General features: G+C 68.3%; 13 protein-coding genes. 6 read left to right on the top strand and 7 right to left on the bottom strand.

The features are described 5' to 3' along the window. Positions 1-75: 75 nt before the first annotated feature. The 6 genes from BVC93_RS06025 to BVC93_RS06000 all read left to right on the top strand — a co-directional run bounded on the left by BVC93_RS06025 (position 76) and on the right by BVC93_RS06000 (position 3,841). Positions 76-384 (top strand): DUF3263 domain-containing protein, encoded by a 309-nt coding sequence (locus tag BVC93_RS06025; protein WP_083736373.1) that lies wholly within the window; start codon positions 76-78, stop codon positions 382-384. A gap of 15 nt (positions 385-399) precedes the next feature. Next, the gene (locus BVC93_RS06020) at positions 400-864 is read left to right on the top strand and encodes a LytR C-terminal domain-containing protein (protein WP_083736372.1); all 465 of its coding nucleotides are present in this window, start codon (positions 400-402) and stop codon (positions 862-864) included. A gap of 96 nt (positions 865-960) precedes the next feature. Further along, positions 961-1,674 carry a superoxide dismutase[Cu-Zn] gene (gene sodC, locus BVC93_RS06015; protein ID WP_083736371.1) on the top strand — a complete coding sequence of 238 codons (714 nt, stop codon included), beginning with the start codon at positions 961-963 and terminating at the stop codon, positions 1,672-1,674. Then, on the top strand, positions 1,655-2,788 hold the full coding sequence (locus tag BVC93_RS06010; RefSeq protein ID WP_236950408.1) for a glutamate--cysteine ligase: 1,134 nt from the start codon (positions 1,655-1,657) through the stop codon (positions 2,786-2,788). Before sodC ends, BVC93_RS06010 begins: the two co-directional genes overlap by 20 nt. Positions 2,789-2,804: 16 nt before the next feature. Continuing rightward, on the top strand, positions 2,805-3,212 hold the full coding sequence (locus BVC93_RS06005) for a hypothetical protein (RefSeq protein ID WP_236950262.1): 408 nt from the start codon (positions 2,805-2,807) through the stop codon (positions 3,210-3,212). Beyond that, positions 3,209-3,841: an LON peptidase substrate-binding domain-containing protein gene (locus BVC93_RS06000; protein ID WP_083736369.1), complete on the top strand. Its 633-nt coding sequence runs from the start codon at positions 3,209-3,211 to the stop codon at positions 3,839-3,841. Before BVC93_RS06005 ends, BVC93_RS06000 begins: the two co-directional genes overlap by 4 nt. 3 nt (positions 3,842-3,844) lie before the next feature. On the opposite strand, the gene mnhG is transcribed toward BVC93_RS06000, so the two are convergent. The 7 genes from mnhG to BVC93_RS05965 form a co-directional block, all read right to left on the bottom strand. Continuing rightward, the gene (mnhG, locus tag BVC93_RS05995) at positions 3,845-4,174 is read right to left on the bottom strand and encodes a monovalent cation/H(+) antiporter subunit G (RefSeq protein WP_083736368.1); all 330 of its coding nucleotides are present in this window, start codon (positions 4,172-4,174) and stop codon (positions 3,845-3,847) included. Beyond that, a complete protein-coding gene (locus tag BVC93_RS05990) occupies positions 4,171-4,446 on the bottom strand; it encodes a monovalent cation/H+ antiporter complex subunit F (RefSeq protein WP_083736367.1) in 276 nt (91 codons plus the stop codon). The genes mnhG and BVC93_RS05990 overlap by 4 nt, the downstream gene beginning before the upstream one ends. A 52-nt stretch (positions 4,447-4,498) precedes the next feature. Then, positions 4,499-5,059, bottom strand: a complete 561-nt coding sequence (locus BVC93_RS05985) for a Na+/H+ antiporter subunit E (RefSeq protein ID WP_236950261.1) — start codon at positions 5,057-5,059, stop codon at positions 4,499-4,501. Continuing rightward, complete coding sequence (locus tag BVC93_RS05980) at positions 5,056-6,654, bottom strand: Na+/H+ antiporter subunit D (RefSeq protein ID WP_083736366.1); 1,599 nt, start codon at positions 6,652-6,654, stop codon at positions 5,056-5,058. Before BVC93_RS05980 ends, BVC93_RS05985 begins: the two co-directional genes overlap by 4 nt. Further along, on the bottom strand, positions 6,654-7,124 hold the full coding sequence (locus BVC93_RS05975; protein ID WP_083736365.1) for a Na(+)/H(+) antiporter subunit C: 471 nt from the start codon (positions 7,122-7,124) through the stop codon (positions 6,654-6,656). The genes BVC93_RS05980 and BVC93_RS05975 overlap by 1 nt, the downstream gene beginning before the upstream one ends. Then, positions 7,121-10,015 carry a Na+/H+ antiporter subunit A gene (locus tag BVC93_RS05970; protein ID WP_083736364.1) on the bottom strand — a complete coding sequence of 965 codons (2,895 nt, stop codon included), beginning with the start codon at positions 10,013-10,015 and terminating at the stop codon, positions 7,121-7,123. Before BVC93_RS05970 ends, BVC93_RS05975 begins: the two co-directional genes overlap by 4 nt. 299 nt (positions 10,016-10,314) lie before the next feature. Beyond that, entirely contained in the window at positions 10,315-12,471 is a 2,157-nt protein-coding gene (locus BVC93_RS05965; RefSeq protein ID WP_083736363.1) for an AAA family ATPase, read from the bottom strand. Position 12,472 lies beyond the last annotated feature (1 nt).

Below are 12,472 nucleotides of genomic sequence, written 5' to 3'. Positions count from 1 at the left end.
ACGTGGGCGTGGTTGAATACTCGCGCAGAACAACAGTGGTGTCATTTAGTTGCCGGAGACGGCCAGGGGAGCGATATGGAAGGCGCCATGGCAAGGGCTGAGCGGTCGGGGGACGACGCTGAGCTCACCGATGGGCTGACCCGTCGTGAACACGACATCCTGGGATTCGAACGCCAGTGGTGGAAGTACGCGGGGTCCAAAGAAGAGGCGATCAAAGAGCTCTTTTCGATGTCGGCTACCCGCTACTACCAGGTCCTCAACGCACTTGTCGAACGTCCCGAGGCGCTGGCCGCCGATCCCATGCTGGTCAAGCGTCTGCGCAGGCTGCGCGCAACCCGCCAGAAGGCGCGCGCGGCTCGGAAACTGGGCTTCGACATCACCTGAGTTAGGGTGGGCGCGATGAACGAGCGCGTACCTGACTCCTCCGGGCTGCCACTGCGCGCCATCGTGATGGTGCTGTTGTTCCTCGGCATTGTCTTCCTGCTGGTGGGCTTCCAGGCTCTCGGCTCGGGTGGCGACGAGGACACCTCGACGGGGCCGACGGTCACCACCACGACAACGCCGCCTCCGACGTCGGAGACCGAGGAGCCCGCGCCTCGCCCCGAGGTCCGGGTGTTCAACATCTCCGAGGTCCCCGGTGCGGCAGAGGACATCGCCACCCGGGTGCGCGACGACAACTGGAATGTCACCGAAGTGGGCAACCTGGTGCTGCCGAACGTTCCCGTCACCACGGTCTACTTCGGTGAAGGGGAACAGGAAGCGGCCGAAGAACTCGGACGGCTGCTGGAAGCCCCTGTCGAACCCCGTATTCCGGAGGTCGCCGAGCAACCACCCGGGCTGATCGTGGTCGTGGTGGCAGGCTAGGCCGGGTTGGGGGCACCCCCAGCGAAGCGAGGGGACGCGGCCGAGGGACGAGGCCGGGGAGGCAGGGCCGGACCCCGAACCGTTAGGCTGGCGCGCATGTCCGCCAGACTTCTGAAGAAGCCCGCGCTCGCCGTCGCAGTCATCGCTCCCGTTGTCGGACTGACCGCGTGCGCCCCGTACGAGCCCATCGCCTCTGAGCCGGGGACCACCCCGGCGGTCTGGACCGGCTCACCGGCGCCGGCGTCGGAAGAAGGCCATGGCGGAGCCGAAGGTCATGGCAACACCGGCAGCGAGTCGGTGCTCGAGGTGCCCATCAACACACCGGACGGAACCGAAGTGGCAACCGCCACATTCGAGTTCAGCCCCGGCTACACCACCATCACGGTCGAGACCACCGAGACCGGTGTCCTGTCTCCCGGCTTCCACGGCCTGCACATCCACTCCGTCGGCCAGTGCGAAGCCGACTCGGTGGCCCCCGCCGGCGGCGCGCCCGGCGACTTCCTGTCCGCCGGTGGACATTTCCAGGCGCCCGGACACAGCGGACACCCCGCCAGCGGCGACTTGAGCTCACTGCAGGTGCGTGAGGACGGCTCGGCGCTTCTGGTCACCACCACCGACGCCTTCACCGAGGACGACCTGCTGGCCGGTCAGGGCACGTCGATCATGATCCACGAGGGTCCGGACAACTTCGCCAACATCCCTCCGGAGCGCTACAACCAGGTCAACGGCACTCCCGGCCCGGATGCCACAACCATGTCCACCGGTGACGCCGGTGGCCGGGTGGCTTGCGGTGTTATCGGCGGCGAGTAACGCCGACCATATCGATTTCGCCGGCTCCTACCGGCCTACCGTCGGAGTCGAGTGGGAGTTCGCGCTAGTCGACGCGGTGACCCGCGATCTGTCCAACGAGGCCGCCGGGGTGATCGCCGAGCTGGGTGAGAACCCGCACGTGCACAAGGAATTGCTGCGCAACACCGTCGAGATCGTCACCGGAATCTGCTTCAACTCCGGGCAGGCGATGGAAGACCTCGCCACGACGTTGCACACCGTGCGGCAGGTGGTGCGAGACCGCGGCATGGAATTGTTCTGCGCCGGAACACACCCGTTCGCCGAGGCGTCGGCGCAGAAGCTCACCGACGCACCGCGCTACGCCGAACTGATCAACCGCACCCAGTGGTGGGGACGACAGATGCTGATCTGGGGTGTGCATGTCCACGTCGGGGTGTCCTCGGCGCACAAGGTGATGCCGATCATCAGCTCACTGCTCAACTACTACCCGCACCTGCTGGCGCTGTCGGCGTCGTCGCCATGGTGGGAGGGTGAGGACACCGGCTACGCCAGCAACCGCGCGATGATGTTCCAGCAGCTGCCCACCGCGGGCCTGCCCTTCCAGTTCCAGTCGTGGCGTGAGTTCGAACGCTTTGTGCACGACCAGAAGAAGACCGGCATCATCGACCACATCAACGAGGTGCGCTGGGACATCCGGCCGTCACCGCATCTGGGGACTGTCGAGATCCGCATCTTCGACGGGGTGTCCAACCTCGAGGAGCTCAGTGCGCTGGTGGCGCTGACGCACTGTCTGGTGGTGGACCTGGACCGTCGCCTCGATGCCGGCGAGGCGCTGCCGGTCATGCCGCCGTGGCACGTGCAGGAGAACAAGTGGCGCGCGGCACGCTACGGCCTGGACGCCATCATCATCCAGGACGCCGAGAGCAACGAGCGGCTGGTCACCGAGGACCTCGATGACCTGCTGGACCGCCTGCAGCCGGTGGCGCGCTCGCTGCACTGCACCGACGAACTGGCGCGGGTGGCCGACATTCCCCGGCGAGGGGGGTCCTACCAGCGGCAACGCCGGGTGGCCGAGGAGAGCGACGGCGATCTGCGTATGGTGGTCGATGCGTTGGTCGACGAGCTCATCATCTAGGGATCTGGGTGCAGCCATGGACTTCACGAAGGTTGGTCTGGTGGTCGCCGGGGCCGTGATCGTGGCGGCATGCAGCACCACCGTCGACGGCAGCCCCCAGGCCGGCCCTGACACGTCCCCGTTGACGACGACGGAGTTTCCCGACACCTCCACCACCAGGACGACCCCGCCTGGTGCCCCCACCGTCCCGAGCGTGCCCACCAGGACCGCGACGCCGGGGGCTCCGATCGAGGACACCACGTGTGACGAGTACATCGATCTGGACGAGGACGCCCAACGTCAGGTCATCGTCGCCATCGGTAAAGAGAACGAACTGGTGACCCTGAACCCCGAACTGTGGATCACGCTGACCAGCGCCCTGTGCACCTTCGCCGAGCCGTCGACACCGGTGCGCGATGTCTTGGAAGGGCAGGGCATCCGGTGAGCTCGACCCCGATGTTCCCACTGGAGTCGGCGATGCTGCCCGGTGAGGAACTGCCTCTGCGGGTGTTCGAGCCGCGCTACGCCGCGCTGGTTCAGGACACCTTGGACCGCGACGACAAATCGTTCGGGGTGGTGTTGATCTCGCGCGGCCGCGAGGTGGGTGGCGGCGACGACCGCCATGACATCGGGGTGCGGGCACGTATCGCGGCGTTCGAGGACTATGGCGACGGCACGTACCGGCTGCGCTGCCCACTGACCGAACGGATCCGGGTGACGGAGTGGTTGTCCGATGATCCGTATCCCCGCGCGGTGGTCCAGTCGTGGCCCGACGAACCCGGGCCGGTGAGCCAGAGCAGCATCGTCGAGGTCGAGGACCGCATCTGGGGACTGTTCGAACGCATCGCGATGGCACGTGACGCGCACCTGCCGGACCGGGCCGACGTGCTGGGCACAGGCCTGGATGTGACTGCGGGACAACGCCTCTACGAGCTGGCGGCCCGGATGCCGATGGGGACCGCCGACAAGTACTCGGTGCTGGCGGCGGCATCGCCGGCAGATCGGCTGACAGCGCTGCAGGAAGCCGTCGACACCGTCACCGCCATGGTGGAGTTCCAGCTGTCGGGGGACTGAGCCCTACTTGGCGTCGCGCATCTCGTCGGTGGCGAAAAGGCCCTCGCGGGACCCCTGCTCACGGTAGGCCAGCTGGCCGACCCGCTGGGCCACCACCGGAGCGGTGATGAGGGTGAACAGTCCGGTCAGGATGATCATGCCGACGTCCGGGTGGCCACGCAGCCGCAGCGCCGCACCCATCAGCACCAGCAGCAGCCCGAGCGTCTGTGGCTTGCTGGCCGCGTGCATGCGCGACAGCGTGTCGGGGAAGCGCACCACGCCGATCGCGGCGGTGAGCGCCAGCGCCGAACCTCCCAGGATCAGCACGCCGGAGATGACGTCGAACGTGTTCATCGTTTGGCCTTCTCGGGACGGTCGGGGACGCGGAAACGAGCCACACTGACAGACCCGACGAAGCTGATCAGTGCCAAGGCGGCCAGGCTGTAGGTGACCGTGGTGTCGAGACTGAACGCCGCCCAGGTGCCGATGGAGCACATGGTCACGGCCACCAGGGTGTCCAGGGCCACCAGGCGGTCGAGCGTGCTGGGACCGGCCAACAACCGGTACATGGTGACCGCGGCGGCGGCCACCAGCATCACCGCGGCGATCAGCCAGACGGTGGTCACGCGCAATCCGTTCGTGTGCTCGTTCCTCGCACCCTCACTCCGCGCTGGGATGTCATTGCTGTATCTCCTCGATTTCCTCGCGGGTGGCCGGGCGCCATTCGCTGTCGCGCTCGAACGCGGCGATCAGCAGTCGTTCGGTCTCGGCGATCTGGCGGTAGAAATGGGCCACCGCCTTCTCCGATCCGACATTGATGACGTGGGCGTAGATCAACCGGCGCACCTGGTCGATCTCCAACACGATCGAACCGGGGATGAGGTTGGAGATGTTGACCGCCAACGCGAGCACCAGATCGGATTTCACGTTCACCTGGGCACGCAGCACCGCGTTCAAGGGTGCGGGCCCAGGCCGGATGGCCAGCCAGGCCACCTGGGTGCTGGACACCACCAGGTTCCAACCGACCCACACCATCAGCCGCAGCAGCGACAGCAGATGCACCCTGCCCTGCACCGGCACCCGCGGCATGGGCAACAACAGGGTGATCAGCAGTCCGACGGCAAGGCCGGACAGCACATTGGCTGCCGAGACGTCTCCCCACAACAGGAGCCACACCAGCGTCAGCCAGATCAGCACCCAGAGTCGCAACGCCACCAGGCGCCTGCTCGGTCGTTTCACGGGCGCCCACCTCCGACGACGGCGCTGATGTACTGGTCGCGGTTGATCACCTCGGCGGCGGCCCGCTCGCTGTAGGCGAAGATGGGGCCGGCGGCCACCGTCAGCGCGACGCCCACCCCGATCAGCGCCATGGTGGGCACCAGCATGCCGGCGGGCATCCGGCCCACGTCGTCGCGGTCGTCGAAGGCGATGTCCTCGTCGTCGTCGAGCAGCACCGCGGGCACAGCCGCCGACAAAGCCCCTTCGGGAGCGTCGGTGCGGGCCCGCCAGAACGCTTTTGTCCACACCCGCGCCACCACGTACAGCGTCAGCAGGCTTGTCACCACACCGCCGCCGACCAGGATGTACGCCAGCACGGACCCGTCCTCGGTACCGGCTTCCAGCAGCGCGACCTTGCCGATGAATCCCGAGAAGGGCGGGATGCCACCCAGATTGAGTGCGGGCACGATGAACACGAATGCCAGCAGCGGGCTGGCAGCGGCCAACCCGCCGAGCCGTTTGAGGCTCGACGCGCCGGCCTGGCGTTCGATCAGACCGACCACCAGGAACAGCGTGGTCTGCACGAGGATGTGGTGGGCCACGTAGTAGATGGCGCCGGACATGCCGAGCTGGCTCGACAGCGCGATGCCGAACACCATGTAGCCGATATGGCTGACCAGGGTGAAGCTCAGCAGTCGTTTGATGTCGCTCTGCGCGATGGCACCCAGAATGCCCACCACCATGGTCAGCAGCGCGGCCACCAACAGCAGCGGGTCCAGGCCTCCGCTGGGGAACAACAGCGAATGCGCACGGATGATGGCGTAGACACCGACCTTGGTGAGCAGGCCGGCGAACACCGCCGTCACCGGTGCGGGTGCGGTGGGATAGGAGTCCGGCAGCCACGTCGACAGCGGGAACACCGCGGCCTTGATGCCGAACGCCACCAGCAGCACCGCGAACAGGGCACTGCGGGTGCCGGGGGAGACGTCGGCCAGGCGCACCGCCAGCTCGGCCATGTTCAGCGTGCCGGTGGCGGCGTACACCAGGGCCAGGCCGAACAGGAAGATCAGCGACGACACCATCGACACCATCACGTAGGAGATGCCCGCGCGGACCCGCTCCTTGCTGGCGCCGATGGTCAGCAGCACGAAGCTCGCGGTCAGCAGCACCTCGAACCCGACGTACAGGTTGAACAGATCGCCGGCCAGGAAGGCGTTGCACACACCGGCGGACAGCGCCAGATAGGTGGGCAGGAAAATCGACACCGGCTGGCGTTCGTCGCCGTCACGGATACCCTGCCCGATGGCGTAGAAGACCACCGCCAGCAGCACGATCGAGGACACCACCAGCATCAGCGCCGAGAGGCGGTCGGCCACCAACGTGATGCCGAGCGGGCCCATCCCGGGTTCGCTCTCGCCCCAGCCGCCGACCTGCAGCGCCTGAGTGCCGTCACGGTCCACGACGTAGAGCAGTGTCGCGCACACCGCGACAACCGACGACAGTGCGGTCACCGTGATGATGCGCTGGGCGCGGGGAGCGCGGCCGGCGATCAGGGTGACGGCAGCACCGAGCAGCGGGATCAGTACGGGCAGCGGGATCAGGATCTGGGCCAGCATCAGCGTGACCCCTGGTGTCCGGGCAAGGCGTCCAGTTCGTCGGGGGCGTCGGTATCGGGATGTTGTTCGGTGGTGCCCTCCAGCGCGTCCTCGTCGGCCTGGGCGGCTTCGGCCTCCTGCGAGACGCGGGTGTCCTCGGGGTCGTTGTCCACTTCTTCGGCGGTGGTCAACCGGTAGGACCGATACGTCAGCGCCAGCACAAACGCCGCGATGCCCATGGTGATGACGATCGCGGTCAAGATCATGCCCTGGGCCAGCGGATCGGCGGTGGCGGTCTGGTCGCCGCTGGTGCGGCCCCGCACCGGAGGGTTACCCGAGGGGCCGCCGACGGTCAGGATCAGCAGATTGATGGCATTGCCGATGAGCAGCAGACCCAGCAGCATCCGAGTGAGGTTGCGTTCCAGCAGCAGGTAGATCCCGCAACTGGTGAGGCCGCCGATGAGGATCAACGGGACTATGTAGGTGATCATCGGGAGGCCACCGCCCTTCGCCGGGGGGTGTCGATCATCTCGACGTCGATGCGGGCACCGAGGCTGCGCAGCACGTCGAGCACCAGACCGACCACGATCAGGTAAACGCCGAGATCGAAGAACAGGGCGGTGACGAACTTGATGTGTCCGAGCACCGGCACGTCCAGTTCGATGATGGCCGACGACAGCGCGGGTGCGCCCAGCAGGATCGACGCCACCGCCGTGCCCGCGGAGAAGCCCAGGCCGACGCCCAGGATCTTGCCCGCGTCCAGCGGCAGGGTCTCGCCGAGTTCGTAGCGGCCGCCGGCCAGATAACGCAGCACCAGTGCCAGGCCCGCGGTGAGGCCGCCGGCGAACCCGCCGCCCGGGGTGTTGTGCCCGGTGAAGAAGAAGTACACCGACAGCACCATGATCAGCGGGAAGATCAGCCGGGTTGCCACCTCGAGGACCAGCGACCGGTAGCGCGGGTCGCGGTATTCGCTGCCACGCAGCCAGGTGGTGTCGCTGACCGCCGGGCTGTAGGCCATCACCACGCCGATGTCGGGCTGGCCCGCGGGCTGCGCGGTCTGCGGGATGCGGGGCGCGGCGCCGAAGCGGCGGTGGCGGAACACCAGGGAGGCCACGCCGGTGGCGGCGACCAACAGCACCGAGATCTCACCCAGGGTGTCCCAGGCACGGATGTCGACCAGCAGCACGTTGACGGTGTTGGAGCCGTGCCCGCGGTAGTAGGCGGCATCCGGCAGCAGTTCGGCGATGGGGCGGGTGGATCGGGCGGCCATGGCGAACACCGTCAGCAGGGTGACCGTCGCCCCCACGGCCAGGGCCAGCACCGCGCGCGGCCACCGGAACCTCTTCATGTGTGACGCCTCCGCCTCGGCGGGCAGGGTGCGCAGCACCAGCACGAAGATCACCAGCGTCAGCGTCTCCACCAGGAACTGCGTCAGCGCCAGGTCGGGGGCACCGTGGAAGGCGAAGATGACGCCACTGCCGTAGCCGGTGAGCCCGACCAGCAGTACCGCGGCCAGGCGGTTGCGCATGATGACGGCGCCGAGGGCCCCGGCCAGGATCAGCAGGCCGACGACGGCGGTCAGCGGGTTGTCCCAGAGCTGGAACTGCGGGCGATCGCGGGCTCCGAGTGCCAGCACGATCAGGGGCACCAGCACCAGCGTGGTCAGGATCACCGACTGGGTGGCGGGGATGGAGCCGCGCTGCGTGGTGCCGGTGACCCGGAAGGCCACCCAGTCCAGGCCGCGGATGGTGGCGTCGTACACGCGGTCGGCGTTGCCCAATGGCAGGAAGTCGACACGAGCCTTGCGCAGCCGGCCGCGCAGGAAGAACGAGGCGATGCCGGCGGCCAACACGATCGCCGACAGCAGCAGCGGCAGGTTGAAGCCGTGCCACAGCGCCAGGTGGTAGCTGGCGCCGCCGGGCAGGGATTCGGCGTAGGGGTCGATGGCCTTCTCCAGGATGCTCGGCATCAGGCCGAACACCAGCCCGGCGGCCGCGAGCACCGCGGGTGCGAGCAGGAACGTCACCGGCGGGCGGTGCAGGTTGGCCACCCGGGTGCTGGGTTCACGCAGGCCTTTGCGGGCGAACGCGCCGTAGAGGAACCGCAGGCTGTAGATGGTGGTGAACACCGAGCCCGCCACGATGGCGCCGAGCACCCAGGGCGCCCACCCGCCGAGGGACTCGCTGTGCAGCAGGGTTTCGAAATCCGCTTCCTTGGCCACGAAACCGAGGAACGGCGGGACGGCGGCCATGCTGGCGGTGGCACCCGCGGCGATCACCAACAGCACCGGCAGTTTGTTGCCCAGCCAGGCCAGCCTGCGGATGTCGCGGGTGCCGGTGGCGTGGTCGATGATGCCGACGCTCATGAACAGCGCGGCTTTGAACATGGCGTGCGCGCACAGCATGGTCAGGCCGGCCAGCATCAGGTCACCGCCGCCGGTGCCGACCATGATGGAGATGAACCCGAGCTGGCTGACGGTGCCGAACGCCAGGATGAGCTTGAGGTCGTATTCGCGGATGGCGCGCCAGCCGGCCAGGATCATCGTCAGGAGGCCGAGGCCGACGATCATGGGCCGCCAGGGTGCGGCGTCGGCGAAGCCGGGGGCCATCCGGGCGACGAGGTAGACACCGGCTTTGACCATGGCGGCAGCATGCAGATAGGCGCTGACCGGGGTGGGTGCGGCCATGGCGCCCGGGAGCCAGAAGTGGAACGGCACGATGGCCGACTTGGACAGCGCGCCGATCAGGATCAGCACGATGCCGACGTTGACGGCCAGGCCGACGGGCGGGTTGGCGATCAGGTCGGAGAGCAGGTAGCTGCCGCCCAGCTCGCCGAGGATGATGATGCCGACGAGCATCGCCAGGCCGCCCGCGGTGGTGACCATGAGTGCCTGGGTGGCGGCGCGGCGACTGGTGGCGCGTTCGGCGTAGTGACCGACCAGCAGGAACGACAGCACCGAAGTCAGTTCCCAGAAGACGTAGAGCAGCAGCAGGTTGTCGCTGGTGACCAGCCCGAACATGGCGCCGGAGAAGGCGACCAGCTCGGCGGCGAAGCTGGGCAGCCGCTTCTCGATGTGGTCGTCGTGGTGGTGGAAGTAGTCGGCGCAGTAGAACAGCACCAGTGCGCCGATGGCCAGCACCAGCACGCTCATGATCGCGGCCAGGGTGTCGAACCGGAGGTCGATGTCCATCGACAGTTCGGGGACCCAGTGGATGGTCAGTTTGTGGTCGTCGGCCTGGTTGGACGGCCAGTTGCCGGCAACCCAGAACAGCGAGCCGGCCGGGACCAGCGCCAGGGGGTAGAACGCCCGTCGGCCCCACCGGTTCACCAACAGCGGCGCCACCGCGGCAGCCACGGCATGGGCGAACAGGACGGCGAGCATGGCACTCCGTTTTTCTCAGGCGTCCGGCATGCCGGACGTCGACTTACGTCGGGGTGTCAGCCCACGGGTGGGCTCTGATCTTTGTGGTTTCTTTACGCCCATCCTACGGTGTTGACCGACGGTTGAAATCTCGACGTCGCAAATGTGTGCGAATGTGGGCCTGTCGCAATGTTTTTGAATTTGCGGCCGAACGACGATCCGGTGGTCGAGGGTGCCGGTCGCCTGGACCCGGCCGCGGCGAGTGGCTCGGTCCCCGGATTCGAACAGCACCGGTGGCTGCGCCGCGCCGCCGGGAGGTGTCACCGATTGTCGGAGAACGCCCGCAGCGACGCCACCTGATCCGGGTCCAACGACGGCCGCACGGTCCGCCGCGCCGCCTCGACATCGGCCATCGTCACATCGGCGGCATCGATGGAGCGCCGCATCGCCGTCAGCGCGGCCTCACGCAGCAGCGCCACGCAGTCGGCCGCGCTGTAGCCCTCGAGGTCACCGGCCAGCGCATCGAGGTCCACATCGGCGCTCAACGGCACTGACTTGCCGGCGGTGCGCAGGATGTCGCGGCGCGCGTCGGCGTCCGGCGGTTCGACGAACACCAGCTTCTCCAGTCGACCCGGCCGCAGCAGGGCGGGGTCGATCAGGTCCGGCCGGTTGGTGGCGCCCAGCACCACCACGTCCCGCAGCGGGTCGATTCCGTCGAGTTCGGTCAGCAGGGCGGCCACCACGCGGTCGGTGACTCCGGAGTCGTGGCTCTGTCCCCGGCGGGGGGCCAGCGCATCGATCTCATCCAGGAAAACCAGCGACGGCGCGGAATCCCTTGCTCGCCTGAACAATTCGCGAACAGATTTCTCCGATGAGCCTACCCACTTGTCCATCAGCTCGGCACCCTTGACGGCATGCACGGAAAGCCTGCCGGTGGACGCCAATGCCCGCACCACGAAGGTCTTGCCGCACCCCGGCGGGCCGTAGAGCAGCACACCCCGCGGCGGGTCCACGCCCAGTCGGGTGAAGGTGTCCGGGTGCTGCAACGGCCACAGCACCGCCTCGGTGAGAGCCTGCTTGGTGGCCACCATGTCGCCGACGTCGGCCAGGGTGACCGAGCCCACGGACACCTCCTCGGTGGCCGAGCGCGACAGTGGCCGGATGACGGTCAGCGCACCCATGAGGTCGTCCTGCTTGAGCACCGGCGCTTCGCTGTCGGCGCTGGCTCGCGCCGCTGCGCGCAAGGCCGCCTCGCGGACCAGTGCAGCCAGGTCGGCCACCACGAATCCCGGTGTGCGGGCGGCGATCTCGGTGATATCCAGGTCCCGGGTGGGCACCGTCCTCAGCAGCACCTCCAGCAGCTGACGACGGATGTCGCCGTCGGGCAGCGGCACCCCGAGCTCGCGGTCGCAGACATCGGGGGCGCGCAGCCGCGAGTCGAGGGCGTCGGGCACCGCGGACGTGGCCACGAACGCGACCCCGCGGGTGGCGATGGCCGTGCGCAGCTCGGTGAGGATCAGGCTGGCCACCGGTTCGGGCGGCCGGTCGGTGGCCGCGGGCAGCAGGGCGTCGATGTCGGTGATCAGCAGCACCCCGCCGCCGGCGCGCACGTCGGCGCACGCCTGTGACACCGCCTTCAAGCGATCCTGGGTAGCCAGCGCACCGACCTCGGGTCCGTCGAGTTCGACCAGATGTCTCGGCGAACACACGGTGCGTACCAGCGTGGCCTTGCCGACGCCGGCGGGCCCGGACACCAGAACCCCGAGATTGGCTGCCGCGCCCAGGGTTTCGAGCAGTTCCGGCTCGTCGAGCGCCAGCTTCAGCCACTCGGTGAGCTTGCTGGCTTGGGCATGGGAACCCTTGAGGTCGTCGAAGCTCACCTTCGGGTGCTCCGGTTGCGCCGGTGGCTGCGGCGCCGGCGCGGCACCCTCGCTCCAGCTCACCACCGAGTTGGGTTGCACACTCACCGGCCCGGGCGGGTCCACCGCGCTGACCGTCAGCAGCTCCGAGGTCCACGTGATGCCCACCGAGCGGGCCAGCGCCGAGGTGGCCTCCGACGTGGACGTGCCCGGTCCGAGATCGCGGGGCAGCAGCGACACCGTGTCGCCGACGGTCATCACCTTGCCCAGCAGCGCTTGCCGCAGCGTCGCCGCAGAGATCGAACCGGACGTCAGCCGCGAGCCGGTCACCGAGACCGACCGTGCGCCGTACACCGTCACCGGTGCCACCACCACCGAGCTGTCCTCGCGCAGGCCGGCGTTGGACAGCGTGACGTCGTCCAGCAACGCGGTGCCCACCGGTGTGCCGGGGCCGGCCACACCCACCACGGCGGCAGTGGTCCGCGCCCCGGTCAGCGACACCGCGTCCCATTCACGCAGGCCCAGCGCGGCGATGGCCTCCGGGTGCAGCCGGATCACCCCGCGACGCGAATCCAGCGCCGAGGTGGTGAGCCTGGCCGTCAACGTCAGCTGCGCCATG

The organism is Mycobacterium sp. MS1601, assembly GCF_001984215.1.
Lineage (GTDB): Bacteria > Actinomycetota > Actinomycetes > Mycobacteriales > Mycobacteriaceae > Mycobacterium.
Note: the sequence above shows the minus strand (reverse complement) of the source record. Positions and strands in the feature narration are given on the sequence as shown.

What these genes read in the sequence shown, in the direction of transcription:
- BVC93_RS06025 (WP_083736373.1), top strand. Translation starts at nt 76, where the DNA reads ATGGAAGGCGCCATGGCAAGGGCTGAGCGGTCGGGGGACGACGCTGAG.
- BVC93_RS06020 (WP_083736372.1), top strand. Translation starts at nt 400, where the DNA reads ATGAACGAGCGCGTACCTGACTCCTCCGGGCTGCCACTGCGCGCCATC.
- sodC (WP_083736371.1), top strand. Translation starts at nt 961, where the DNA reads ATGTCCGCCAGACTTCTGAAGAAGCCCGCGCTCGCCGTCGCAGTCATC.
- BVC93_RS06005 (WP_236950262.1), top strand. Translation starts at nt 2,805, where the DNA reads ATGGACTTCACGAAGGTTGGTCTGGTGGTCGCCGGGGCCGTGATCGTG.
- mnhG (WP_083736368.1), bottom strand. Translation starts at nt 4,174, where the DNA reads ATGAACACGTTCGACGTCATCTCCGGCGTGCTGATCCTGGGAGGTTCG.
- BVC93_RS05980 (WP_083736366.1), bottom strand. Translation starts at nt 6,654, where the DNA reads ATGCTGGCCCAGATCCTGATCCCGCTGCCCGTACTGATCCCGCTGCTC.
- BVC93_RS05975 (WP_083736365.1), bottom strand. Translation starts at nt 7,124, where the DNA reads ATGATCACCTACATAGTCCCGTTGATCCTCATCGGCGGCCTCACCAGT.
- BVC93_RS05970 (WP_083736364.1), bottom strand. Translation starts at nt 10,015, where the DNA reads ATGCTCGCCGTCCTGTTCGCCCATGCCGTGGCTGCCGCGGTGGCGCCG.
- BVC93_RS05965 (WP_083736363.1), bottom strand. Translation starts at nt 12,471, where the DNA reads ATGGCGCAGCTGACGTTGACGGCCAGGCTCACCACCTCGGCGCTGGAT.